We start from the raw sequence: 23997 nt of genomic DNA, 5'->3' as shown, positions 1-23997 counted from the left end.
AGCAAATGACCGACAAAAAAGTTACTCGACTGCGTCGCGCTCGCAAAGCACGCCTGAAGATGCACGAACTCGAAGTCGTGCGTCTGTGCGTGTTCCGCTCCTCGCAGCACATCTACGCCCAGGTCATTTCGGCCGACGGCAGCAAGGTTCTGGCAAGCGCCTCTACCTTGGACAAAGAACTGCGTGATGGCGCCACCGGCAACATCGACGCGGCCACTAAGGTTGGCAAGCTGGTAGCTGAGCGCGCGAAAGCCGCCGGCATCTCTCAAGTTGCTTTCGACCGTTCTGGCTTCAAGTACCACGGCCGCGTCAAGGCGCTGGCCGATGCTGCTCGTGAAGGCGGGCTGGAGTTCTAAGTTATGGCAAATAACGACCAAAAGCGCGACGAAGGCTACATCGAGAAGCTGGTTCAAGTTAACCGCGTTGCAAAAACCGTCAAAGGCGGCCGTATCTTCACCTTCACCGCGTTGACCGTGGTAGGTGATGGCAAGGGCCGTGTCGGCTTCGGCCGTGGCAAGTCGCGCGAAGTACCTGCCGCGATCCAGAAAGCCATGGAAGCTGCCCGTCGCAACATGATCCAGGTCGACCTGAAGGGCACCACCCTGCAGTACGCCACCAAGGCCGCCCATGGCGCCTCGAAGGTCTACATGCAGCCTGCCTCCGAAGGTACCGGTATCATCGCCGGCGGCGCAATGCGTGCTGTCCTGGAAGTTGCTGGCGTCCAGAACGTCCTGGCCAAGTGCTACGGTTCGACCAACCCAGTGAACGTGGTCTATGCCACCTTCAAGGGTCTGAAAGCCATGCAATCTCCTGAGTCCATTGCTGCCAAGCGCGGCAAGAGCGTTGAGGAGATCATCTGATCATGGCAACCGTAAAAGTAACGCTGATCAAAAGCACCGCCGGCCGCCTGCCCAACCACAAGCTGTGCGTTAAGGGCCTGGGTCTGCGCCGCATCGGTCACACTGTAGAAGTCCAGGATACTCCCGAGAACCGCGGGATGATCAACAAGGCTTACTACATGCTGCGCGTCGAGGGTTAATCGATGAAACTCAATGATCTGAGTCCAGCGCCGGGTTCCCGTCGCGAGAAGCATCGTCCGGGTCGTGGTATCGGTAGCGGTTTGGGCAAGACCGGTGGCCGCGGCCACAAGGGTCAGACCTCCCGTTCCGGTGGTTCGATCGCTCCGGGCTTCGAAGGCGGTCAACAGCCGCTGCACCGTCGCCTGCCGAAGTTCGGCTTCGTTTCCCTGAAAGCCATGGACCGCGCCGAAGTGCGTCTGTCCGAGCTGGCCAAGGTGGAAGGCGACGTGATTTCCGTGCAATCCCTGAAGGATGCCAACGTGATCGGCCAGAACGTACAGCGTGTGAAAATCATGCTGTCGGGCGAAGTCACTCGTGCAGTCACCATCAAGGGTATCGCAGCCACCAAGGGTGCGCGTGCGGCTATCGAAGCAGCTGGCGGCAAGTTCGAGGAATAAATGGCTAAGCAAGGTGCTCTCTCTTCGCTCGGTAAGGGCGGGATGTCGGAACTCTGGGCTCGTCTGCGCTTCCTGTTCATGGCGATCATCGTCTATCGGATAGGTGCGCATATCCCGGTGCCCGGCATCAACCCGGACCGTCTGGCGGATCTGTTTCGACAGAATGAGGGGACCATTCTTAGCTTGTTCAACATGTTTTCCGGTGGCGCGCTGGAGCGCATGAGCATTTTCGCACTGGGGATCATGCCGTACATCTCGGCGTCGATCATCATGCAGCTCATGACCGCGGTCAGCCCGCAACTGGAGCAGTTGAAGAAGGAAGGTGAAGCTGGCCGTCGCAAGATCAGCCAGTACACCCGCTACGGCACCGTTATCCTGGCGCTGGTCCAGGCCATTGGCATGTCCATTGGCCTGGCCAACCAGGGCGTGGCGTTTTCTGCGGGCCTGGGCTTCCATGTGGTCGCCGTCTCCACGTTCGTGGCGGGCGCGATGTTCATGATGTGGCTGGGCGAGCAGATCACCGAGCGCGGTGTGGGCAACGGTATCTCGATGTTGATCTTCGCGGGTATCGTTGCCGGTCTTCCGAGAGCAATCGGGCAGTCTTTCGAGTCTGCACGCACAGGCGATATCAACATTTTCGCCCTGGTCGCTATCGGTTTGCTGGCAGTAGCGATTATCGGCTTCGTGGTGTTCATCGAGCGTGGTCAGCGTCGTATCGCCGTTCATTACGCCAAGCGTCAGCAGGGCCGCAAGGTCTTCGCTGCGCAGACCAGCCACTTGCCGCTCAAGGTGAACATGGCAGGGGTCATCCCGGCCATTTTCGCCAGCAGCATTCTGCTGTTTCCGGCTTCGCTGGGTGCCTGGTTCGGTCAGTCCGAAGGTATGGGCTGGCTGCAGGACATCTCGCAGTCGATCGCTCCTGGTCAGCCGTTGAACATTCTGCTGTTTAGTGCAGGGATCATTTTCTTCTGCTTCTTCTACACGGCGCTGATGTTCAATCCGAAAGACGTAGCGGAAAACCTGAAGAAGTCCGGTGCCTTTATTCCGGGTATCCGTCCTGGTGAGCAGTCGGCGCGCTACATTGATGGCGTTCTGACCCGTCTGACCATGTTCGGTGCTCTTTACATGACGGCCGTGTGCCTCCTGCCCCAGTTCCTGGTGGTGGCGGCAAACGTTCCGTTCTACCTTGGCGGGACCTCGTTGCTGATTGTGGTAGTGGTTGTGATGGACTTCATGTCCCAAGTACAATCGCACCTCGTTTCGCACCAGTACGAATCCCTGATGAAGAAAGCCAACCTGAAAGGCTACGGCGGCAGCGGTCTGCTGCGCTGATAGGCCCCTAAGGTTCGAGGAGTCGGTAATGAAAGTTCGTGCATCGGTGAAAAAGCTGTGCCGTAACTGCAAGATTATTCGCCGCGAAGGTATCGTGCGAGTGATTTGCAGCGCGGAACCGCGTCACAAGCAGCGCCAAGGCTGAGTGTGATTCGCGCTTCAAACCCAGCAGCTAGTGCGCTGCTGGGTTGATTATTCGTTTCTACAGCGATATTATCTCGCGCCCTATTTCTTGGCTTCCGGGGCGTAGGTAGCTGTCAATTGGAGTCCCACTGAATGGCCCGTATTGCAGGCGTCAACATTCCAGATAACAAGCACACTGTTATCTCGCTGACCTACATCTATGGTGTCGGTCGCACCACTGCGCAGAAGATCTGTGCAGACGCTGGGGTCAACCCAGCCGCTAAGATCAAGGATCTGAGCGACGAGCAAATCGAAACCCTGCGTGGCGAAGTCGCGAAGTTCACCACCGAAGGTGACCTGCGTCGTGACATCAACATGAAGATCAAGCGCTTGATGGACCTGGGTTGCTACCGCGGCCTGCGTCATCGTAAAGGTCTGCCGGTTCGCGGTCAGCGCACCAAGACCAACGCACGCACCCGTAAGGGCCCGCGTAAGCCGATCCGCAAGTAATCGCCCAGGAATATAGACATGGCAAAACCTGCTGCTCGTCCTCGTAAGAAAGTCAAAAAGACAGTGGTTGATGGCATCGCCCACATCCATGCGTCTTTCAACAACACCATCGTGACCATCACCGACCGTCAGGGCAACGCACTGTCCTGGGCGACCTCCGGTGGTTCGGGTTTCCGTGGTTCGCGCAAATCCACCCCGTTCGCAGCCCAGATCGCTGCCGAGCGCGCTGGTCAAGCTGCGCTGGAATACGGCCTGAAGAACCTCGACGTCAACGTCAAGGGCCCAGGTCCAGGTCGTGAGTCCGCTGTTCGTGCTCTGAACAGCTGCGGCTACAAGATCGCCAGCATCACCGACGTGACGCCAATCCCGCACAACGGGTGCCGTCCGCCGAAGAAGCGTCGCGTGTAATCAGGAGACAGATAAATGGCACGTTACATTGGTCCAAAATGCAAACTGTCTCGTCGTGAAGGCACCGATCTGTTCCTGAAGAGCGGCGTTCGCGCTCTGGAATCGAAGTGCAACATCGAAGCAGCCCCGGGTATCCACGGTCAGCGCCGTGGCCGTCAGTCCGACTACGGCACCCAGCTGCGCGAGAAGCAGAAAGTCCGTCGTATCTACGGTGTTCTGGAACGTCAGTTCCGCGGTTACTACCAGCTGGCAGCCTCGAAGAAAGGCGCTACCGGTGAGAACCTGCTGCAACTGCTCGAATGCCGTCTGGACAACGTCGTTTACCGCATGGGCTTCGGTTCGACTCGTTCCGAATCCCGTCAGCTGGTTTCGCACAAGGCAATCAGCGTTAACGGCAAGACCGTAAACATTCCATCCTACCAAGTTCGTCCGGGTGACGTGGTCGCGGTTCGCGAGAAGTCGCAGAACCAGCTGCGCATTGTTCAAGCCCTTGAACTGTGCGCCCAGCGTGGCCGCGTTGAGTGGGTTGACGTGGATGCTGCCAAGAAGTCGGGCGTTTTCAAGAACGTTCCTGCTCGCAGCGACCTGTCCGCCGACATCAACGAAAACCTGATTGTCGAGCTCTACTCCAAGTAAGGGCTAGAAAATAGGTGCATCCATGCAGATTTCGGTAAATGAGTTCCTGACGCCCCGCCACATCGATGTGCAGGTCGTCAGTCCAACCCGCGCCAAGATCACGCTCGAGCCTCTCGAGCGTGGTTTCGGCCATACCCTGGGCAACGCGCTGCGCCGCATCCTGTTGTCCTCCATGCCTGGCTGTGCAGTAGTCGAGGCCGAGATCGACGGCGTACTCCACGAGTACTCCGCGATCGAAGGTGTACAGGAAGACGTCATTGAAATCCTGTTGAACCTCAAAGGCCTGGCTATCAAGCTGCACGGTCGTGACGAAGTTACGCTGACCTTGTCGAAAAAGGGTTCGGGGGTGGTTACCGCTGCCGATATTCAGCTGGATCACGATGTCGAGATCGTCAACCCCGATCACGTAATCGCGAACCTGGCGTCCAACGGCGCCCTGAACATGAAGCTCACCGTAGCTCGTGGTCGTGGTTACGAGCCGGCCGACTCGCGTCAGACCGACGAAGACGAAAGCCGCAGCATTGGCCGCTTGCAGCTGGACGCCTCGTTCAGCCCGGTGCGTCGTATCGCCTACGTGGTCGAGAACGCCCGTGTTGAACAGCGTACCAACCTGGACAAGCTGGTCATCGATCTGGAAACCAACGGCACCCTGGACCCTGAAGAGGCTATCCGCCGCGCCGCGACCATCCTGCAGCAGCAGCTGGCCGCGTTCGTCGACCTCAAGGGTGACAGCGAGCCTGTCGTAGTCGAGCAGGAAGACGAGATCGATCCGATCCTGCTGCGTCCGGTTGACGATCTGGAACTGACCGTACGTTCGGCCAACTGCCTGAAGGCGGAGAACATCTACTACATCGGCGACCTGATTCAGCGTACCGAAGTAGAACTGTTGAAAACTCCGAACCTGGGCAAGAAGTCCCTGACCGAAATCAAGGACGTCCTGGCCTCTCGTGGTCTGTCTCTCGGCATGCGCCTCGACAACTGGCCGCCTGCAAGTCTTAAGAAAGACGACAAGGCGACTGCCTGATCGTCGTAATCACCGAACGTAGTGTTTGGTAAGGAATGAATCATGCGTCATCGTAAAAGTGGACGTCACCTGAGCCGTACCAGCTCTCACCGCAAGGCCATGTTCCAGAACATGGCAGTGTCGCTGATCGAGCACGAGCTGATCAAAACCACCCTGCCGAAAGCCAAGGAACTGCGCCGCGTTGCCGAGCCGCTGATCACCCTGGCCAAGGAAGACAGCGTCGCCAACCGTCGTCTGGCTTTCGACCGTACCCGTTCGAAAGCTGCCGTTGGCAAGCTGTTCAACGACCTGGGCAAGCGTTACGCCACTCGTCAGGGCGGCTACCTGCGCATCCTGAAGTGCGGTTTCCGCGCTGGCGACAACGCGCCTATGGCGTACGTCGAGCTGGTTGATCGTCCGGTCGGTGGTGCTGTAGAAGCTGCCGAGTAAGACGTCTGTCTGCTGCAAGAAGCCGGGCCTCGTGCCCGGTTTTTTGTGCGCGTATGAATTGTTATTTTCTATCGAAGCGAATGGATCAATGAATTAGTTCTTGTAATACAGCTCGCGGATACTTATCACCAAGCCGATTAGCCGGCAGTTCAAGACCGATAAGGAGAGCCCATGAGCAAGATTCTCACCACCGCCAGCGGTGCACCTGTAGCCGACAACCAGAATTCCCGTTCGGCAGGCCGACGCGGCCCGCTGCTGCTCGATGACATTCATCTGATCGAGAAGCTCGCCCACTTCAACCGTGAGAACATCCCCGAGCGCCGTGTGCACGCCAAAGGGTCGGGCGCCTACGGCACCTTCACCGTCACACGTGACATCACCCGCTACACCAGCGCCAAGCTGTTCGAGCAGGTCGGCAAGCAGACCGAGACTTTCCTGCGTTTCTCTACCGTCGGTGGCGAGCGTGGCTCGGCCGACACCGAGCGGGATCCACGCGGTTTCGCGGTCAAGTTCTATACCGAGGAAGGCAACTGGGACATCGTCGGCAACAATACGCCAGTGTTCTTCATCCGTGACCCGCTGAAGTTCCCGGACTTCATCCACACGCAGAAGCGCCATCCGCAGACCAACCTGAAGAATGCCCAGATGATGTGGGACTTCTGGTCGCATTCGCCCGAGGCGCTGCACCAGGTCACCATCCTCTTCTCCGACCGGGGCATCCCGGATGGCTACCGCCACATGCACGGCTTCGGTAGCCACACCTATAGCCTGATCAGCGCCACCGGCGAGCGTACCTGGGTCAAGTGGCACTTCAAGACCCAGCAGGGCATCAAGAACCTGGCACCGGCCGAGGCAGCGCGCCTGGCGGGCAGCGACCCGGATTACGCCCAGCGTGACCTGTTCGAGGCCATCGAGCGTGGTGACTACCCGCGCTGGACCGTCTGCATCCAGGTAATGAGCGAAGAGGAAGCCGCCAATCGCCAGGAAAACCCCTTCGACGTGACCAAGACCTGGTCGCAGAAGGACTACCCGCTGATCGAGGTTGGCGTGCTGGAGCTGAATCGTAACCCGCTCAACTACTTCGCCGAGGTCGAGCAGGCCGCCTTCGGTCCAAGCAACATGGTGCCGGGGGTCGGCCTCTCGCCGGACCGCATGCTGCAAGGCCGGGTGTTCGCCTATGCCGACGCCCACCGCTACCGTATCGGTACCAACCATCAGCAGCTGCCGGTCAATGCCCCGCGTTGCCCGGTGCACAGCTACCAGCGTGACGGTTCGATGGCCCTGGGCAGCTACGGCAGCGCGCCGAACTACGAGCCTAACAGCTATGGCGATGCGCCGAAGCAGTCGCCTCGTCACGCGGAGCCTGCATTGGCCCTGCAAGGTGTGGCCGACCGCTACGATCACCGCGAGGACGACGACTACTACAGCCATGCCGGGGCGTTGTTCCGCCTGATGGATGCCGAACAGAAGGCATTGCTCATCAACAACATCGCCGGTGCGATGGCAGGCGTCAGCGAGGATGTGGTGCAGCGTCAACTGCAGCATTTCTTCAAGGCCGACCCGGCCTACGGCGAGGGTGTCGCCAAAGCGTTGGGCGTGAATCTCGCCTAACTCGAAGTGATAAGAAGAACCGCCCTCATTTGGGCGGTTTTTCAATGAATATCACTACTGTTTGCCGGTTTTTTTGCATGTTATTGCGCGCTTTTCAGTGACCTTCGGCCAATCCTGGTTCACACTATGTGCTAATAAGGTTCCACTAGGAGAAGCAGGGCGATGCAAGGTCACCCGGACGTAATCGACTACCTCAACACGTTGCTGACGGGCGAACTGGCAGCACGCGACCAGTATTTCATTCACTCGCGGATGTACGAAGACTGGGGCCTGACCAAGCTCTATGAGCGCATCAACCACGAGATGGAAGAAGAGACGCAACACGCCGACGCCTTGATGCGCCGCATCCTGATGCTCGAGGGCACGCCACGCATGCGCCCGGACGACCTGGACGTGGGCACCACCGTGCCGGACATGATCGCTGCCGACCTGCGCCTGGAGTACAAGGTGCGTGCTGCGCTGTGCAAGGGCATCGAGTTGTGCGAGCTGCACAAGGACTACATCAGCCGCGACATCCTGCGCGCGCAACTGGCCGATACCGAGGAAGACCACACCTACTGGCTGGAAAAGCAGCAGGGCCTGATCAAGTCCATCGGCCTGGAGAACTACCTGCAGTCGCAGATGTAAGCCCGGCTGGGATTCCGAGCAGCCTTCCGACCAAGGCCGCTCCCACGAGTATCGCGCCCTCATGATGGGGTGCGCGTTACTCGTGGGAGCGGCCTTGTCGCGAGAGGAGCGCGAAGGCGCCCCTAGGGATCAGGCCCGATCCCGCTCCAGCAGCGGTTTCAGATAGTGCCCTGTATGGGACTGTTTCATCTTGGCCAGCTCTTCGGGCGTACCGCAGGCGATGATCTGGCCGCCTTTCGAACCGCCTTCTGGCCCCAGGTCCACCAGCCAGTCGGCGGTCTTGATCACGTCCAGGTTGTGTTCGATCACTACCACGGTGTTGCCGTGGTCGCGCAGGCGGTGCAGCACGTCCAGCAACTGCTGGATATCGGCGAAGTGCAGGCCGGTGGTCGGCTCGTCGAGAATGTACAGAGTCTTGCCCGTGTCACGCTTGGACAACTCGCGCGACAACTTGACCCGCTGCGCCTCGCCGCCTGAGAGCGTCGTGGCCGACTGCCCCAGCTTGATGTAGGAAAGCCCCACGTCCATCAGCGTTTGCAGCTTGCGCGCCAGGGCCGGCACCGCATCGAAGAAGGCGCGGGCGTCCTCGATGGTCATTTCCAGGACCTCGTGGATATTCTTGCCCTTGTACTTGATCTCCAGGGTCTCGCGGTTGTAGCGCTTGCTCTTGCACACATCGCACGGTACGTAGATGTCCGGCAGGAAGTGCATCTCCACCTTGATCAGGCCATCGCCCTGGCAGGCCTCGCAGCGGCCACCCTTGACGTTGAACGAGAAACGCCCCGGGCCGTAGCCGCGGGCACGGGACTCCGGCACGCCGGCGAACAGCTCGCGGATCGGGGTGAAGATGCCGGTGTAGGTCGCCGGGTTGGAACGTGGCGTGCGGCCGATCGGGCTCTGGTCGATGTCGACCACCTTGTCGAGGTGCTGCAGCCCGTCCAGGCTGTTGTGCGGTGCCGCCTCCAGGCTGGTGGCGCCATTGAGCGCGGTGGCTGCCAAGGGGAACAGGGTATTGTTGATCAGCGTCGACTTGCCCGAGCCGGAAACCCCGGTGACGCAGGTCAGCAGGCCGATCGGGATTTCCAGGTCGACGTTCTGCAGGTTGTTGCCACGCGCGCCCTTGAGTTTCAGCGACAGCTTCTTGTTGCGTGGTGTGCGCTTGGCCGGGACGATGATCTTCTTGCGCCCGGACAGGTACTTGCCGGTGAGGGAGTCGGGGTGCGCCATGACTTCCTCGGGCGAGCCTTCGGCAACGATCCGCCCACCATGCACACCCGCGCCCGGGCCGATGTCCACCACGTAGTCGGCCAGGCGGATGGCGTCCTCGTCATGCTCCACCACGATCACCGTGTTGCCCAGGTCGCGCAGGTGGTTGAGGGTTGCCAGCAAGCGGTCGTTGTCGCGCTGGTGCAGGCCGATGGACGGTTCGTCGAGGATGTACATCACGCCCACCAGGCCCGCGCCGATCTGGCTGGCCAGGCGGATGCGCTGGGCCTCGCCGCCGGACAGGGTCTCGGCGCTGCGGTCCAGGGTCAGGTAGTCGAGGCCGACGTTGACCAGGAACTGCAGGCGCTCGCAGATTTCCTTGAGGATCTTCGCCGCGATCTCGCCGCGCCGGCCGGTCAGGCTCAAGCTGTCGAAATAGTCGCTGGCCTCGCCGATCGGCAGGTTGGTGACCGCCGGCAGGGTCTTCTCGCCCACCCACACATGACGCGCTTCACGACGCAGGCGGGTGCCGCGGCAGTCCGGGCAGGGCTGTGTGCCGAGGTACTTGGCCAGCTCCTCGCGCACGGTGGCCGACTCGGTTTCCCGATAGCGTCGCTCCAGGTTCGGCACGATGCCTTCGAACGGGTGCGAGCGCTTGACGATGTCGCCACGGTCGTTGAGGTACTTGAAGTCGACGCTCTGCTTGCCGCTGCCGTGCAGGATGACCTTCTGGTGCTCGGCCGACAGCTCGCCGAAGGGCTCTTCGAGGCTGAAGCCATAGTGCGCGGCCAAGGAGCCGAGCATCTGGAAGTAATAGACGTTGCGCCGGTCCCATCCGCGGATGGCACCCTCGGCCAGGGTCAGTTCATTGTTGACCAGGCGTTTGGTGTCGAAGAACTGCTTGACCCCCAGGCCGTCGCAGGTCGGGCAGGCGCCGGCCGGGTTATTGAAGGAGAACAGCTTCGGCTCCAGTTCGCTGATCGCATGGCCGCACACGGGGCAGGCGAAGCGCGCGGAGAAGATCATCTCTTCGCCTGCTTCGTCGTCCATCGGCGCTACCAAGGCGATGCCGTCCGCCAGCTTGAGCGCCGTCTCGAACGACTCGGCCAGGCGCTGCTGCAAGTCTTCGCGGACCTTGAAACGGTCCACCACCACATCGATGCTGTGCTTTTTCTGCTTGTCCAGCTTGGGCAACTCGTCGAGCTCGTAGAGCTTGCCATTGACCCGGGCGCGGACGAACCCCTGCGCACGCAGCTCGTCGAACACCGCCAGGTGCTCGCCCTTGCGCTCGCGCACCACCGGTGCCAGCAGCATCAACTTGCTGCCCTCGGGCTTTTCCAGCACCAGGTCGACCATCTGGCTGATCGTTTGCGCCTCCAACGGAATGTCGTGGTCCGGGCAGCGCGGCGTGCCGACCCGTGCATAGAGCAGGCGCAGGTAGTCGTAGATCTCGGTGATGGTGCCGACCGTCGAGCGCGGGTTGTGCGAAGTCGACTTCTGCTCGATGGAGATGGCCGGCGACAATCCTTCGATGGTGTCGACATCGGGCTTTTCCATCATCGACAGGAACTGCCGGGCGTAGGCCGACAGCGACTCGACGTAACGGCGCTGGCCTTCGGCGTACAGGGTGTCGAAGGCCAGGGACGACTTGCCGGATCCGGACAGGCCGGTGATCACGATCAGCTTGTCACGCGGCAGGGTCAGGTCGATGTTCTTCAGGTTGTGGGTACGTGCCCCACGGATCAGGATCTTGTCCACTAAGGCCTCGCTCGGCGGGCATAAACAAGGAAGTATAAGGCGCGCGGCCAGTACGCGGCAAAGCGTCGCGCAGATGCCGTCAAGCCGTCGGACTGATAGAATCGCCGCCGGTTCACACGAGGTTAATCCATGCACGACACTCACAACGAACGCATGAGTGGCAGCGAAACCCGCGCCGCAGGCGGCCTGGCCCTGGTCTTTGCCTTTCGTATGCTGGGCATGTTCATGGTCTTGCCGGTGCTGGCGACCTACGGCATGGACCTGGCTGGCGCGACGCCCGCGCTGATCGGCCTGGCCATCGGTGCCTACGGGCTGACCCAGGCCGTGCTGCAGATACCGTTCGGGGTGATTTCCGACCGCATCGGGCGCCGCCCGGTGATCTACCTGGGGCTGGTGATCTTCGCCCTGGGCAGTGTGCTGGCAGCCCAGGCCGACTCGATCTGGGGTGTGATCGCCGGGCGTATTATGCAAGGTGCCGGGGCCATTTCCGCGGCGGTGATGGCACTGCTTTCCGACCTCACCCGCGAGCAGCACCGGACCAAGGCCATGGCCATGATCGGCATGAGCATCGGCCTGTCGTTCGCCGTGGCCATGGTCGCCGGCCCATTGCTGACACGTGCCTTCGGCCTGTCAGGATTGTTCCTCGTCACCGCCGGGCTCGCTCTGGTCGGCATCGGCCTGATCGCCTTCGTCGTACCCCATGCCCATGGTGCCTTGCAGCACCGGGAGTCGGGGGTAGCGCGCCAGGCACTGGGCCCGACACTGCGTCATCCGGACCTGTTGCGCCTGAACGTGGGCATTTTTGTCCTCCATGCCATCCTCATGGCCAGCTTTGTCGCGCTGCCCCTGGCGTTCGTCGAGCGCGGAGGCCTGCCCAAGGAGCAGCACTGGTGGGTCTACCTGACCGCTTTGCTCGTCTCATTTTTTGCAATGGTCCCGTTCATTATCTACGGCGAAAAAAAGCGCAAGATGAAACGCGTGTTGCTTGGCGCGGTCAGTGTATTGCTGGTGGTCGAGCTGTTCTTCTGGCAATGGGCTGACAACTTGCGCGGACTGGTGATTGGCACCGTGGTATTCTTTACTGCCTTCAACCTGCTGGAGGCATCCTTGCCTTCGCTGGTCAGCAAGGTGTCGCCCGCCGGCGGCAAGGGGACGGCCATGGGGGTCTATTCCACCAGCCAGTTCCTTGGTGCTGCCCTGGGAGGAATCATCGGTGGCTGGTTGTTCCAGCACGGTGGCCTGGGCATGGTGTTCCTCGGTTGTGCAGGCCTGTGTGCCGTGTGGCTGGTCACTGCGTTGCGCATGAACGAGCCGCCCTACGTGACCAGCCTGCGCATGTCGCTGACGCCAGAGGCGGTCCGGGCAGCCGGGCTGACCGAACGCCTGATGGCCGTGCCGGGTGTGACCGACGCCGTGGTGGTGGCGGAAGAAGCCGCCATCTACATCAAACTGGATACGAAAATTTTGGACCGTGCGACCCTGGAGCGTCTGGTGAATCCGGCCTCTTCGGCGTGCGAAGCCTAGGAGAACGTTATGGCCCGTGGGGTTAACAAAGTCATTCTGGTCGGCACCTGTGGCCAGGATCCCGAAGTCCGCTACCTGCCCAACGGTAACGCCGTGACCAACCTGAGCCTGGCCACCAGCGAGCAGTGGACCGACAAGCAGACCGGCCAGAAGGTCGAGCGCACCGAGTGGCACCGCGTGGCCATGTTTGGCAAGGTCGCGGAAATTGCCGGTGAGTACCTGCGCAAAGGCTCGCAGGTGTACATCGAGGGCAAGCTGCAGACCCGCGAGTGGGAAAAGGACGGCATCAAGCGTTACACCACCGAGATCATCGTCGACATGCAGGGCACCATGCAGCTGCTCGGCGGCCGCCCGCAGAACCAGCAGCAGGGTGGCGATCCGTACAACCAGGGTGGTGGCAACTACAATCAGGGCGGCCAGCAGCAGTACAACCAAGCGCCACGCCAGCAGGCCCCGCGCCCGCAGCAGGCGCCACAACGTCCTGCGCCGCAGCAGCCGGCTCCGCAGCCTGCCGCTGACTTCGACAGCTTCGATGACGATATTCCGTTCTAGAGAGCACCTTAGCGAAAACTGTAAAGTTTTCCTTGGAGAGCCCCGCACTTGCGGGGTTTTCTTCGTTTTGGGTATGTAAAAAATATGTAAAAAATAACGTGCTCAGATCTATTCGCATTGCAAAGAGTTGCTTGAGTCTTCGGCAAATGTATTTCGACTCAAAGAACGCTTTCTTGAAAGCCCGCAAGGGCTTATTCGCATCGTGGTACCCCGCTCATGTCATCAACTGGTTTCCGAGCTTCTCGAACGTTATCCTGGTGTTAGTTCTCAACTCATTGCGAATGAAGAGGGCTGTACTTCATTGCTGAAAACATCGATATCGGTATAAGAGTTACCGATACCCCGTCTTTAGGGATTTTTCGATCAAGTCAGTACAGACTGTCCGGCCTGTACTGAAAGAGCCCTCCGTTCAACTGCCTCCAGCAAGCCCTCCATTCCATGAGTCAGATGAGCTTTTCCGATTTCGAGTACGCCGGTAAGCGCAAGCAAAACCGCCGCAAGCGTTTCCTGGCCGAGATGGAGCAAGTCGTGCGGTGGAGCAGATTGGTTGCGTTGATCGAGCCGTATTACCCCAAGGCAGGTGGCGGCGGGAATTCTGGAGACCATCAACGACTACCAGCGAGACAAGGGCCTGTCGTTGCGCTAGGGCACGATTGTCGATGCCACGATCATTGACGCGCCCATAACGCCAGTCATTGCCGGTTGCTGAGTGGCTTGTTCGGAGTTTCCCTATTACCGGCAAGCCGGCTCTCATGATGACAACCTCCCAGCAGCGCTGCCCCGCATGGACTTCATGAGGGAAGGCTTGCTGGTACGGGGCTCCATACTCCGTCTCAACCCTCGCTATCGAGCGCGGCCTGGGCAAACTGCGTATCCAGTTCTGGTGTTGCGCCGCTGATCCCGATGCCACCAACATGCTCGCCGTTTGCGTCCATGATCGGCAACCCGCCCTCCAGTAAGGTGAATCCCGGCAGTGATGCATATGGGCTCGCCGGCAGCGCGGCGCTGCGTTCTGCGAGTGACCTGGAAGATAAAGGGAAGCGGGCAGACGTCGATGCCTTGAGCTGGGCGACCTTGATGCTGCCACTGCTGGTACCGTCCATGCGGTGGAAGTGCTTGAGGTTGCCATGGTTGTCGACGATGCTGATGACGATGGCGAAGCCTTCGGCGCGGGCAGCGCGCTCAGCGGCCTTGGCCATGCTGCGGGCGCGTTCTGCGGTAATGGGGGAAGGTTGTCCTGCGCGGGTTCGATCGACTGGTTGTGGATCGGCCACGGCGGGCATCGCCAGCAGTGAAGCGCCTATCATGAGCCCAGCCAGTGTGCATATTTTGTTCATATTTATCGTCCATGGAGGTTTGGGACAACCTTTCAGGAGATTTATGCGTAAGGATGTAGTCTCTTTCCTTGATGGATGTAGGGCTTATCGGTGAATGCGGCAAGGCGCATTCGTGATCCAGGTCAGCGCACTTTCCTGATTCTTGACTAATCTTAACGATTGGCGGCCATCAGTTTGCCGCCACCGTGATTGTCCTAGAGGCACCGGCAACGTCCCGGGGCCCAGAACCTGATCAGGAGTGCACGATGGACCTCAACCGTCGGCAGTTCTTCAAGGTCGCCGCCGTCGGCCTTGGAGGCTCGAGCCTCGCGGCGTTGGGCATGGCCCCGACACCCGCGTTCGCCGAGCAGGTGCGTCACTTCAAGCTGGCCCACACCAAAGAAACCCGCAATACCTGCCCCTACTGCTCGGTCGGCTGCGGCCTGATCCTGTACAGCCAGGGGGACGCGGGCAAGAACGTCAAGCAGAACATCATCCACATCGAGGGCGACGCGGACCACCCGGTCAACCGCGGCACCCTGTGCCCGAAGGGCGCCGGCCTGCTGGACTTCATCCACAGCCCCAACCGCCTGCAGTACCCCCAGGTACGCAAGGCGGGCAGCAAGGAGTGGACCCGGGTCAGCTGGGACGAGGCGCTCGACCGCGTCGCCGAGCTGATGAAACAGGACCGCGACGCCAATTTCATCGAGAAGAACGACCAGGGCCAAACGGTCAACCGCTGGCTCTCCACCGGTTTTCTCGCCGCATCCGCCGCCTCCAGCGAAGCCGGCTATCTGACCCACAAGGTCATCCGTTCGCTGGGCATGCTGGGGTTCGATAACCAAGCGCGTGTCTGACACGGCCCGACGGTGGCAAGTCTTGCCCCGACGTATGGCCGTGGTGCCATGACCAACCACTGGTCCGATATCGCCAACGCGAATCTGGTCCTGGTGATGGGTGGCAACGCAGCAGAAGCGCACCCTTGCGGCTTCAAGTGGGTGACCGAGGCCAAGGCGCACAACAAGGCGCGGCTGATCGTGGTCGACCCGCGGTTTACCCGTACCGCTTCGGTAGCGGACTACTACGCGCCGATCCGTACCGGTACCGACATCGCCTTCATGGGCGGGTTGATCAACTACCTGCTGAGCAACGACAAGATCCAGCACGAGTACGTGCGCAACTACACCGACGTGTCGTTCATCGTCAAAGAGAACTATGGCTTCGAGGATGGGCTGTTCAGCGGCTATGACGCGGACAAGCGCATCTATGCCGACAAGTCCGGCTGGGGCTACGAGCTCGGTGAGGATGGCTACGCCAAGGTCGATCCGACCTTGCAGCACCCGCGTTGCGTGTACCAGCTGATGAAGCAGCACTACAGCCGCTACACGCCGGAACTGGCGAGCATGACCTGCGGCATGCCCCAGGACCAGATGATGAAGATCTGGGAAGAGATCGCCACCTGCTCGCAACCGGGCAAGACCATGACGATCCTCTATGCCCTGGGCTGGACGCAGCATTCGATCGGTGCGCAGATCATCCGCAGCGCGGCCATGGTCCAGCTGCTGTTGGGCAACGTCGGCATGCCGGGTGGCGGGGTCAACGCCCTACGTGGTCACTCCAACATCCAGGGCCTGACCGACCTGGGGCTGCTGTCCAACTCGCTGCCGGGCTACCTGACCCTGGCCGGCGATGCCGAGCAGGACTACGCCGCGTTCATCGACAAACGTGCATCGAAGCCGTTGCGCCCGGGCCAGCTGTCGTACTGGCAGAACTACGGCAAGTTCCACGTCAGCCTGATGAAGGCCTGGTATGGCGACAACGCCACTGCCGAGAACAACTGGGGCTACGACTGGCTGCCCAAGCTCGACGTACCGGCCTACGACGTGCTGCGCATGTTCGAGATGATGGGCCAGGGCAAGGTCAACGGCTACATGTGCCAAGGCTTCAACCCGATCGCCGCGCTGCCGGACAAGAACCGCGTCACTGCGGCGCTGGGCAAGCTCAAGTGGCTGGTCATCATGGACCCGCTGGCTACCGAGACCTCGGAGTTCTGGCGCAACGCAGGCCCGTACAACGATGTCGACACGGCCAACATCCAGACCGAGGTGATCCGCCTGCCCACCACCTGCTTCGCCGAGGAGGACGGCTCGCTGGTCAACAGCAGCCGCTGGCTGCAGTGGCACTGGAAAGGCGCCGACGGCCCGGGCGAGGCCCGTACCGACGTGCACATCATGAGCGAGCTGTTCCTGCGCCTGCGCGCGCGCTACACGGCCGAGGGCGGCGCCTATCCCGACCCGCTGCTCAACATCAGCTGGCCGTACAAGGTCCCCGAGGAGCCTTCGCCTGAGGAGTTGGCCAAGGAGATGAACGGCTGGGCGGTGACCGACCAGGCCGACGCCACCGGCGCCGTGATCAAGGGCGGCCAGCAGTTGGCCAGTTTCGCCCAGCTCAAGGACGACGGCAGCACCGCGGCGGGCTGCTGGATCTTCACCGGCTGCTGGACCGAGCAGGGCAACCAGATGGCCCGGCGCGACAACAGCGACCCGTACGGCATGCACCAGGTGCAGAACTGGGCCTGGGCCTGGCCGGCTAACCGGCGGATCCTCTACAACCGCGCTTCCAGCGACCCCCAAGGCAAGCCTTGGGACCCGGAGAAGAAGCGCCTGGTGTGGTGGAACGGCAAGGCCTGGACCGGTACCGACGTGCCGGACTACAAGGTCGACTCGCCACCTGAAGCGGGGATGAACCCGTTCATCATGAACCCCGAGGGGGTCGCGCGTTTCTTCGCCATCGACAAGATGGCCGAGGGGCCGTTCCCCGAACACTACGAGCCGTTCGAGACGCCGATCGGCATCAACCCGCTGCACCCGCAGAACAAGAAGGCGACCAGCAACCCGGCCGGCCGCATCTTCGACTCGGTGTGGGACACCCTGGGCAATCACCAGGAATTCCCCTACGCGGCGACCACCTACCGGCTGACCGAGCACTTCCACTTCTGGACCAAGCACTGCCCGATCAATGCCGTCTTGCAACCCGAGCAGTTCGTCGAGATCGGCGAGGTGCTGGCCAACGAGAAAGGCATCAAGGCCGGCGACCGCGTGCGTGTCACCTGCAAGCGTGGGCATATCGAGGCGGTGGCGGTGGTGACCAAGCGGATCCGTCCGCTGCAGGTCAACAACCAGACCGTGCACCAGATCGGCATCCCGCTGCACTGGGGCTTCACCGGGACGACCCGGCATGGCTACTTGACCAACACCTTGGTGCCGTTCCTCGGTGATGGCAACACCCAGACGCCGGAGTCCAAGTCGTTCCTCGTCAACGTGGAGAAAATCTGATGGCCCAGCAAGATATCATCGCCCGCTCGGCCACCACGACCGTACCGCCCTCGGTACGCCAGCAGCAGGAAGTGGCCAAGCTGATCGACACCACCAAGTGCATCGGTTGCAAGGCCTGCCAGGTGGCGTGCTCGGAGTGGAACGAACTGCGTGACGAGGTCGGCCACAACCATGGCACCTACGACAACCCCCAGGACCTCACCGCCGAAACCTGGACCCTGATGCGCTTCACCGAGCACGAGCGCGACGATGGCAACCTGGAGTGGCTGATCCGCAAGGACGGCTGCATGCACTGCGCCGACCCTGGCTGCCTGAAGGCCTGCCCGAGCCCGGGCGCGATCATCAAGCACGTCAACGGCATCGTCGACTTCAACCAGGACCACTGCATCGGTTGCGGCTACTGCATCACCGGCTGCCCGTTCAACATCCCGCGGATCTCGCAGAAGGACCACAAGGCCTACAAGTGCAGCCTGTGTTCCGACCGCGTGGCCGTGGGCCTGGAGCCGGCCTGCGTGAAGACCTGCCCGACCGGGGCGATCGTCTTCGGCAGCAAGCAGGACATGAAGGATCATGCCGCCGAGCGCATCACTGATCTCAAGTCCCGTGGCTACGACAATGCCGGGCTGTACGACCCGGACGGCGTCGGCGGCACCCATGTGATGTACGTGTTGCACCACGCCGATACGCCCAGGATCTATGCCGGCCTGCCGGACCAGCCGGTGATCAGCCCGCTGGTCGGGCTGTGGAAAGGCATCAGCAAGCCACTGGCGCTGCTGGCCATGGGCGCGGCGGTGCTGGCCGGGTTCTTCCACTATGTGCGGGTCGGGCCGCAGCGGGTCGAGGAGGACGAACACCCGCTGCCCGCCGACGACAGCGTGCACCAGGTGGACCCGTCGGTCCATGTCTATGATCCGACCAAGCCCGGCGGGCAAGGGGAGCAGCGGCCATGAACGACAACAAACCGATCCTGCGCTACAACGCCAACGAACGGACCAACCACTGGATCGTCGCGATCCTGTTCGTCCTGGCCGGGCTGTCGGGGCTGGCGCTGTTCCACCCGGCCTTGTTCTGGCTCAGCCACCTGTTCGGCGGCGGGCCCTGGACGCGTATCCTGCACCCATTCCTGGGCGTGGCGATGTTCGTGTTCTTCCTCGGCCTGGTGCTGCGCTTCTGGCGTGCCAACTTCATCACCGCCAACGACCGTCAGTGGCTGCGCCGCATCGACCGGGTGATGCGCAACCAGGAGGAGGGCGTGCCGCCGATCGGCAAGTACAACGCCGGGCAGAAGCTGCTGTTCTGGACCCTGCTGTTGTGCATGCTGGTGCTGCTGGTCAGTGGCGTGGTGATCTGGCGTGCCTATTTCAGCCACTACTTCGATATCGGCGCCATTCGCCTGGCCACCTTGCTGCATGCGCTGGCGGCCTTCGTGCTGATCCTCAGCATCATCGTGCACATCTACGCCGGCATCTGGATCAAGGGCTCGGTCGGCGCCATGCTGCATGGCTGGGTCAGTCGAGCCTGGGCGCGCAAGCACCATGAACTGTGGTACCGGGACGTGACCGGCGACAAGACGCCCCACGGCCCGGGTAGCAAAGAAGGATGACCGCTTGAGCACATTACTCGAACCCGGGCAGATCGAAGCGGCGGCGAGCGCGCCGCCGTTCCTCCACCTGCCACCTGCCACGCTTTTCGACGTGCGCGCCGCGCGCCTGGAACAACTGGCCGAAGGGCATGTCCTGGGCGATTACCTACGGTTGGTCGCCCGGTTGTGCCGGATCCAGCAGCAGTTGCTGGCGCAGCCACCGAGTGAGCTGCCGGTGGCCGAGGAGCGTCAACGCCTGTGCCTGAGCCACGGCCTGCCGCCCCTGGCTGCCGACAGCCTGGTGCGTGAGGGGCCGTGGCTGGCATGGTTGCAGGCGCTGCTCGAACGTTTCGACGACGCACCCACCGGGCCGCTTGGCCAGGCACTGGAGCAACTGCGTCAGAGCGACGAAAGCCAGCGCAAAGGCTGGGGTATCGCCTTGCTCGGCGGCCAGTACGATGCCGTGCCGGCAGCCCTGGTGCCGTTCATCGGCGCAGCCCTGCAGGCGGCCTGGAGCCATTGGCTGCTGAGCTTGCCCGGGCCTGAGCTCAAGCCCACGGGCAGCCTGGCCCAGTGCCCGGCCTGTGGCGCTCCGGCGATGGCCGGGGTGGTGCGCAACCGCGGCCGGCACAACGGCCTGCGCTACCTGGCTTGCTCGCTGTGTGCCTGCGAATGGCATGTGGTGCGGGTCAAGTGCGTGTACTGCGAGTCGAGCAAGGACCTGCGCTACACCAACCTGCAGGACGATCGCCACGCCGCCGGCAAGGCGCCGCTGAGGGCCGAGTGTTGCCCCGGCTGCGACAGCTATCTCAAGCAGTGCTACCTGGAAAACGACAGCGCGGCGGAGCCGCTGGCCGACGACCTCGCCAGCCTGGCCCTGGACATGCGCCTGGACGAGGAGGGCTTCCATCGGCTGGCGCCGAACCTGATGCTCGCACCGGGAGGTGGCTGAGGCACTACACTGGAACAGCGAACGGCCCATACGCGCCAAACCGCGTATGGGCCAGAACAGACAACGGACCCGTTTGAGCAAGGTAGTACCGCATGCCCTCGAGCCTCGCCAGCGACACCCCGCGCCTCCCCTCCATCGATACCCTGCTGCGACACCCGAACGGCCACCCGCTGATCGAGCGCCACGGCCGTGACGCCGTGCTGGCCGCGCTGCGCCAGTTGCTCGACGACCTGCGCGAACCGGCCCGGCTTGGCCAGCTCGATGCATTGGAGCTGGCCCCGCAAGTCTTGCTCGGCCGCGCCGGCGAGCGCCTGGCCATCCAGCAACGCAGCCAGGTGCGCAGGGTCTTCAACCTTACCGGCACCGTCCTGCACACCAACCTCGGCCGCGCACTGCTGCCCGAGGAAGCCGTCGAGGCCATGCAGGCCGCCGCCCGTTATCCGCTGAACCTGGAGTTCGACCTGGCCAGCGGCAAGCGCGGGGACCGCGACGACCTGATCGAAGGCCTGATCCGCGAGCTCACCGGCGCCGAGGCGGTCACCGTGGTCAATAACAACGCCGCCGCCGTGCTGCTGGCGCTCAACAGCCTGGGCGCGCGCAAGGAGGGCATCATTTCCCGTGGCGAGCTGATCGAGATCGGCGGCGCCTTCCGCATCCCCGACATCATGGCCCGCGCCGGTGTGCGCCTGCACGAGGTCGGCACCACCAACCGTACCCATGCCCGCGACTACGAGGGCGCGATCAACCCGCGCACCGGCCTGCTGATGCGCGTGCACTGCAGCAACTACAGCATCCAGGGCTTCACCACCCAGGTGGCTACCGCCGAACTGGCAAGGATCGCCCATGAGCATGGCCTGCCCTTGCTCGAGGACCTGGGCAGCGGCAGCCTGCTCGACCTGACCCGCTGGGGTCTGCCTGCAGAGCCGACGGTGCGCCAGGCCCTGCTCGACGGTGCCGATATCGTCACCTTCAGTGGCGACAAGCTGCTCGGTGGCCCGCAGGCCGGCATCATCGTCGGGCACAAGGCGCTGATCGCCAGGATCAAGAAGAACCCGCTCAAGCGCGCCCTGCGCGTCGACAAGATCACCCTGGCCGCCCTGGAGGCAGTGCTGGCGCTCTACCGCAATCCCGACCGCCTGGCCGAGCGCTTGCCCAGCCTGCGCCTGCTGACCCGTCCCCAGGCCGAGATCATGGCCCAGGCCCAGCGCCTGGTGCCGGCACTGGCTGCCTGCCTGGGGCCGCAATGGACTGTGAGCGCCGAGCCGGCCCTGGGCATGATCGGCAGCGGCAGCCAACCCGTGGCACGTCTGCCCAGTGCTGCCTTGTGCCTGCGCCCGCAGGTGTCGAAGAAGCTGCGTGGGCGCAGCCTGCATGTGCTCGAGCGAGCCCTGCGCAGCCTGCCGGTGCCGGTGCTCGGGCGTATCGACGACGACGCCCTCTGGCTCGACCTGCGCCAGCTGGATGACGAAGCCCAATGGCTGGCGCAGTTGCCTGCGCTGCAGGTGGGGCCGGCGCAGTGATCGTCGGTACCGCCGGGCATATCGACCATGGCAAGACCGCGCTGCTCCAGGCCCTGACCGGCCAGGCCGGCGACCAGCGCCAGGAGGAACGTGCCCGAGGCATGACCATCGACCTGGGCTACCGCTACGCCGCCTTGGCCGAGGATGCGCCTCTGACGGGCTTCATCGATGTGCCGGGCCACGAGCGCTTTATCCACAACATGCTTGCCGGCGCCCATGGCATCGACCTGGTGTTGCTGGTGGTGGCCGCCGACGATGGCGTCATGCCGCAGACCCGTGAGCACCTGGCGATCATCGAGTTGCTGGGGATTCCCCGGGCCTTGGTGGCAATCAGCAAGTGCGACCGGGTGGAGCCGGCGCGCCTGGCCGAGGTACAGGCGCAGGTGGCCGACTTGCTGGCGCCGGGGCCTTACGTCGGAGCGCCGCAGTTCCCGTTGTCGAGCGTCACCGGTGAAGGTGTCGAAGAGCTGCGCCAGGCCCTGCGCGAGGCCCAGGGTGACGTGGCCCGGCGCAGCGTGGCCGGCGGTTTTCGCCTGGCCATCGACCGGGCCTTCGCCGTGTCGGGCGCAGGTATCGTGGTCACCGGTACCGCGTTGGCCGGCCGCGTGACTGCGGGCGATACGCTATTGCTGGGCAAGGCCGGCAAACCGGTGCGGGTCCGAGGCCTGCATGCGCAGAACCAGGCGGCGCTGGTGGCCGAGGCCGGGCAGCGGGTGGCCTTGAACATCAGCGCCGAGCGCCTGGCCGTGGAGCAGATCCACCGCGGTGACTGGTTGGTGGCCGAGTGGCTGCATGCGCCCAGTACCCGCGTCGACATCGAGTTGGCGTTGTTGCCCGGCGAGACACGGGCGTTCGAGCATTTCGGCGCCGTGCATGTGCACCTCGGTACCCAGGATGTCACGGCGCGGGTGGCACTGCTGGAAGGTGAGAAACTGCTGCCCGGCCAGCGCATGTTCGCCCAGTTGTTGCTCAACGCGCCTTTGCAGGCGGTGCACGGCGACAGGCTGGTGCTGCGCGACCAGCGCGCACAACGAACCCTTGGCGGCGGCCAGGTGCTCGACCCCTTCGCCCCGAGCCGGCAGCGCCGCAGCGAGGCGCGCCTGCGCCAGTTGCAGGTATTGCGTACTGCGCGGGACCTGGAGCAGGCATTGCCCGCCTTGCTCGATGCCGCACCTGCCGGGCTCGACCCGCAGCGCCTGGAGCGTCAGTTCAACCGGCTGCGCGGCACCTGGCATCTGCCGCAGGACGTGCTGGTGGTCGCCACGCGCCAGGGCCAGTTGCTGTTCGCCACTGGCCATTGGCAAGCGCTGAAGCATCAGGTGCTGGAGCAGCTGGCGCAGTTCCATGAACAGGAGCCGGACCAGTTGGGCCCGGACCGCGACCGCTTGCGCCGTTTCGTCGCGCTGCCCCTGGAGCGGCCGGCTTTCGTCAGCCTGCTGGACGAATTGCTGGCCGAGGGGGCCATCGACAGCAGCGGCCCATGGTTGCACCTGCCAGGCCACAAGGTGCAGTTGAGCGAGGCTGACGCCGCGCTCTGGGAGCGTGTGCAGTCGCAGCTACTGGCCGGTGGGTTCGAGCCGCCCTGGGTCAGGACGCTGGCCGGGGCGCAGAACGTAGAGGAGGCCCAAGTGCGCCTTCTGCTGCGCAAGCTGGCCCGGCTTGGCCTGGTGCACCAGGTGGTGCGCGACCTGTTCTATCCCGAGGCGACCCTGCGGCGCATGGCCGATATGCTCTTGCAGCATTCGGCCAGTACGCCGATAGTGCAGGTCGCCGCGTTTCGCGATATGTTGGGCATCGGTCGCAAGCGCACCGTGCAGATCCTCGAATACTTCGACCGTATCGGCCTGACCCGGAGGGTCGCCGACCAGCGTCATATCCGCGCCGACAGCGCCCTGGCCCAGCAGCAGGCCAGGCACTGAATACAAGGAAGGCAATCGCGCCCGGTGGCGCGGCCGGGCTTCAAACCCGGTTGGGGACGGCAGCCGTTCCCGGGCAGGTTCGACTCCCGCTGCCTTCCGCCACTTCCCCAGCAGCCCCATTAAGACGACTCGGTTGACGGCAGCCGCCCGCGAGTG

23 protein-coding genes, 1 tRNA gene and 1 pseudogene are annotated in these 23997 nt (G+C 62.8%); 23 read left to right on the top strand and 2 right to left on the bottom strand.

Annotated elements, in window-relative coordinates:
- The first annotated feature begins 5 nt into the window (after positions 1 to 5).
- The 13 genes from rplR (at position 6) to bfr (ending at position 8177) form a co-directional block, all read left to right on the top strand.
- Entirely contained in the window at positions 6 to 356 is a 351-nt protein-coding gene (gene rplR, locus ACDI39_RS14285; protein WP_225788810.1) for a 50S ribosomal protein L18, read from the top strand.
- Between the two features lie 3 nt (positions 357 to 359).
- Positions 360 to 860 carry a 30S ribosomal protein S5 gene (rpsE, locus tag ACDI39_RS14280; RefSeq protein WP_023382626.1) on the top strand — a complete coding sequence of 167 codons (501 nt, stop codon included), beginning with the start codon at positions 360 to 362 and terminating at the stop codon, positions 858 to 860.
- Between the two features lie 2 nt (positions 861 to 862).
- Complete coding sequence (rpmD, locus tag ACDI39_RS14275) at positions 863 to 1039, top strand: 50S ribosomal protein L30 (RefSeq protein ID WP_009397493.1); 177 nt, start codon at positions 863 to 865, stop codon at positions 1037 to 1039.
- Between the two features lie 3 nt (positions 1040 to 1042).
- Positions 1043 to 1477: a 50S ribosomal protein L15 gene (rplO, locus tag ACDI39_RS14270; RefSeq protein ID WP_003257107.1), complete on the top strand. Its 435-nt coding sequence runs from the start codon at positions 1043 to 1045 to the stop codon at positions 1475 to 1477.
- The gene (secY, locus tag ACDI39_RS14265; RefSeq protein WP_225788809.1) at positions 1478 to 2809 is read left to right on the top strand and encodes a preprotein translocase subunit SecY; all 1332 of its coding nucleotides are present in this window, start codon (positions 1478 to 1480) and stop codon (positions 2807 to 2809) included.
- 28 nt (positions 2810 to 2837) lie between these two features.
- On the top strand, positions 2838 to 2954 hold the full coding sequence (rpmJ, locus tag ACDI39_RS14260) for a 50S ribosomal protein L36 (protein ID WP_011531897.1): 117 nt from the start codon (positions 2838 to 2840) through the stop codon (positions 2952 to 2954).
- A 131-nt stretch (positions 2955 to 3085) separates the two neighbouring features.
- On the top strand, positions 3086 to 3442 hold the full coding sequence (gene rpsM / locus ACDI39_RS14255) for a 30S ribosomal protein S13 (RefSeq protein ID WP_003255457.1): 357 nt from the start codon (positions 3086 to 3088) through the stop codon (positions 3440 to 3442).
- An 18-nt stretch (positions 3443 to 3460) separates the two neighbouring features.
- The gene (rpsK, locus tag ACDI39_RS14250) at positions 3461 to 3850 is read left to right on the top strand and encodes a 30S ribosomal protein S11 (RefSeq protein WP_003255454.1); all 390 of its coding nucleotides are present in this window, start codon (positions 3461 to 3463) and stop codon (positions 3848 to 3850) included.
- Positions 3851 to 3865: 15 nt separating this feature from the next.
- The gene (rpsD, locus tag ACDI39_RS14245; protein ID WP_084857327.1) at positions 3866 to 4486 is read left to right on the top strand and encodes a 30S ribosomal protein S4; all 621 of its coding nucleotides are present in this window, start codon (positions 3866 to 3868) and stop codon (positions 4484 to 4486) included.
- A gap of 22 nt (positions 4487 to 4508) precedes the next feature.
- Positions 4509 to 5510 (top strand): DNA-directed RNA polymerase subunit alpha, encoded by a 1002-nt coding sequence (locus ACDI39_RS14240; RefSeq protein WP_003255452.1) that lies wholly within the window; start codon positions 4509 to 4511, stop codon positions 5508 to 5510.
- 42 nt (positions 5511 to 5552) lie between these two features.
- Entirely contained in the window at positions 5553 to 5939 is a 387-nt protein-coding gene (gene rplQ, locus ACDI39_RS14235; protein ID WP_043210290.1) for a 50S ribosomal protein L17, read from the top strand.
- A gap of 171 nt (positions 5940 to 6110) precedes the next feature.
- Positions 6111 to 7550 carry a catalase gene (locus tag ACDI39_RS14230; RefSeq protein ID WP_225788808.1) on the top strand — a complete coding sequence of 480 codons (1440 nt, stop codon included), beginning with the start codon at positions 6111 to 6113 and terminating at the stop codon, positions 7548 to 7550.
- A gap of 162 nt (positions 7551 to 7712) precedes the next feature.
- Entirely contained in the window at positions 7713 to 8177 is a 465-nt protein-coding gene (gene bfr / locus ACDI39_RS14225; protein ID WP_225788807.1) for a bacterioferritin, read from the top strand.
- A 129-nt stretch (positions 8178 to 8306) separates the two neighbouring features.
- On the opposite strand, the gene uvrA is transcribed toward bfr, so the two are convergent.
- Positions 8307 to 11141, bottom strand: coding sequence for an excinuclease ABC subunit UvrA (gene uvrA / locus ACDI39_RS14220; protein ID WP_225788806.1), 2835 nt, complete (start codon positions 11139 to 11141; stop codon positions 8307 to 8309).
- A 129-nt stretch (positions 11142 to 11270) separates the two neighbouring features.
- On the opposite strand from uvrA, the gene ACDI39_RS14215 reads away from it, so the two are divergent.
- From ACDI39_RS14215 to ACDI39_RS14205, 3 genes and pseudogenes are all read left to right on the top strand, one after another.
- Positions 11271 to 12665, top strand: a complete 1395-nt coding sequence (locus ACDI39_RS14215) for an MFS transporter (protein WP_486536875.1) — start codon at positions 11271 to 11273, stop codon at positions 12663 to 12665.
- A gap of 9 nt (positions 12666 to 12674) precedes the next feature.
- A complete protein-coding gene (locus tag ACDI39_RS14210; protein WP_225788804.1) occupies positions 12675 to 13217 on the top strand; it encodes a single-stranded DNA-binding protein in 543 nt (180 codons plus the stop codon).
- 438 nt (positions 13218 to 13655) lie between these two features.
- A pseudogene (locus ACDI39_RS14205) lies at positions 13656 to 13860 on the top strand (hypothetical protein); the annotation flags it as partial.
- 190 nt (positions 13861 to 14050) lie between these two features.
- Here ACDI39_RS14205 and ACDI39_RS14200 read toward each other — a convergent pair.
- Positions 14051 to 14554, bottom strand: coding sequence for a GlcG/HbpS family heme-binding protein (locus tag ACDI39_RS14200; RefSeq protein WP_225788803.1), 504 nt, complete (start codon positions 14552 to 14554; stop codon positions 14051 to 14053).
- Between the two features lie 245 nt (positions 14555 to 14799).
- Here ACDI39_RS14200 and fdnG point away from each other — a divergent pair, with 245 nt between their 5' ends.
- From fdnG to ACDI39_RS14165, 7 genes are all read left to right on the top strand, one after another.
- Entirely contained in the window at positions 14800 to 17868 is a 3069-nt protein-coding gene (gene fdnG / locus ACDI39_RS14195) for a formate dehydrogenase-N subunit alpha (protein WP_253091369.1), read from the top strand.
- Positions 17868 to 18818: a formate dehydrogenase subunit beta gene (gene fdxH, locus ACDI39_RS14190; RefSeq protein ID WP_225788801.1), complete on the top strand. Its 951-nt coding sequence runs from the start codon at positions 17868 to 17870 to the stop codon at positions 18816 to 18818. Before fdnG ends, fdxH begins: the two co-directional genes overlap by 1 nt.
- Positions 18815 to 19471 (top strand): formate dehydrogenase subunit gamma, encoded by a 657-nt coding sequence (locus ACDI39_RS14185; RefSeq protein WP_253079908.1) that lies wholly within the window; start codon positions 18815 to 18817, stop codon positions 19469 to 19471. The genes fdxH and ACDI39_RS14185 overlap by 4 nt, the downstream gene beginning before the upstream one ends.
- Positions 19472 to 19475: 4 nt before the next feature.
- Entirely contained in the window at positions 19476 to 20402 is a 927-nt protein-coding gene (gene fdhE / locus ACDI39_RS14180) for a formate dehydrogenase accessory protein FdhE (protein WP_253079907.1), read from the top strand.
- 92 nt (positions 20403 to 20494) lie between these two features.
- The gene (selA, locus tag ACDI39_RS14175; RefSeq protein ID WP_225788798.1) at positions 20495 to 21922 is read left to right on the top strand and encodes an L-seryl-tRNA(Sec) selenium transferase; all 1428 of its coding nucleotides are present in this window, start codon (positions 20495 to 20497) and stop codon (positions 21920 to 21922) included.
- Positions 21919 to 23841, top strand: coding sequence for a selenocysteine-specific translation elongation factor (gene selB / locus ACDI39_RS14170; RefSeq protein ID WP_225788826.1), 1923 nt, complete (start codon positions 21919 to 21921; stop codon positions 23839 to 23841). The genes selA and selB overlap by 4 nt, the downstream gene beginning before the upstream one ends.
- 6 nt (positions 23842 to 23847) lie before the next feature.
- Positions 23848 to 23943: transfer RNA gene (locus ACDI39_RS14165), tRNA-Sec, on the top strand.
- The last annotated feature ends 54 nt before the right edge of the window (positions 23944 to 23997 follow it).

This window comes from Pseudomonas sp. Tun-23181 (assembly GCF_057415455.1).
This window is presented reverse-complemented; position numbering and strand designations above follow the sequence as displayed.

Excerpts from the sequence above, each read along its gene's own strand:
- rplR (WP_225788810.1), top strand. The coding sequence starts at position 6 with ATGACCGACAAAAAAGTTACTCGACTGCGTCGCGCTCGCAAAGCACGC.
- rpsE (WP_023382626.1), top strand. The coding sequence starts at position 360 with ATGGCAAATAACGACCAAAAGCGCGACGAAGGCTACATCGAGAAGCTG.
- rpmD (WP_009397493.1), top strand. The coding sequence starts at position 863 with ATGGCAACCGTAAAAGTAACGCTGATCAAAAGCACCGCCGGCCGCCTG.
- rplO (WP_003257107.1), top strand. The coding sequence starts at position 1,043 with ATGAAACTCAATGATCTGAGTCCAGCGCCGGGTTCCCGTCGCGAGAAG.
- secY (WP_225788809.1), top strand. The coding sequence starts at position 1,478 with ATGGCTAAGCAAGGTGCTCTCTCTTCGCTCGGTAAGGGCGGGATGTCG.
- rpmJ (WP_011531897.1), top strand. The coding sequence starts at position 2,838 with ATGAAAGTTCGTGCATCGGTGAAAAAGCTGTGCCGTAACTGCAAGATT.
- rpsM (WP_003255457.1), top strand. The coding sequence starts at position 3,086 with ATGGCCCGTATTGCAGGCGTCAACATTCCAGATAACAAGCACACTGTT.
- rpsK (WP_003255454.1), top strand. The coding sequence starts at position 3,461 with ATGGCAAAACCTGCTGCTCGTCCTCGTAAGAAAGTCAAAAAGACAGTG.
- rpsD (WP_084857327.1), top strand. The coding sequence starts at position 3,866 with ATGGCACGTTACATTGGTCCAAAATGCAAACTGTCTCGTCGTGAAGGC.
- ACDI39_RS14240 (WP_003255452.1), top strand. The coding sequence starts at position 4,509 with ATGCAGATTTCGGTAAATGAGTTCCTGACGCCCCGCCACATCGATGTG.
- rplQ (WP_043210290.1), top strand. The coding sequence starts at position 5,553 with ATGCGTCATCGTAAAAGTGGACGTCACCTGAGCCGTACCAGCTCTCAC.
- ACDI39_RS14230 (WP_225788808.1), top strand. The coding sequence starts at position 6,111 with ATGAGCAAGATTCTCACCACCGCCAGCGGTGCACCTGTAGCCGACAAC.
- bfr (WP_225788807.1), top strand. The coding sequence starts at position 7,713 with ATGCAAGGTCACCCGGACGTAATCGACTACCTCAACACGTTGCTGACG.
- ACDI39_RS14215 (WP_486536875.1), top strand. The coding sequence starts at position 11,271 with ATGCACGACACTCACAACGAACGCATGAGTGGCAGCGAAACCCGCGCC.
- ACDI39_RS14210 (WP_225788804.1), top strand. The coding sequence starts at position 12,675 with ATGGCCCGTGGGGTTAACAAAGTCATTCTGGTCGGCACCTGTGGCCAG.
- ACDI39_RS14200 (WP_225788803.1), bottom strand. The coding sequence starts at position 14,554 with ATGAACAAAATATGCACACTGGCTGGGCTCATGATAGGCGCTTCACTG.
- fdxH (WP_225788801.1), top strand. The coding sequence starts at position 17,868 with ATGGCCCAGCAAGATATCATCGCCCGCTCGGCCACCACGACCGTACCG.
- ACDI39_RS14185 (WP_253079908.1), top strand. The coding sequence starts at position 18,815 with ATGAACGACAACAAACCGATCCTGCGCTACAACGCCAACGAACGGACC.
- selA (WP_225788798.1), top strand. The coding sequence starts at position 20,495 with ATGCCCTCGAGCCTCGCCAGCGACACCCCGCGCCTCCCCTCCATCGAT.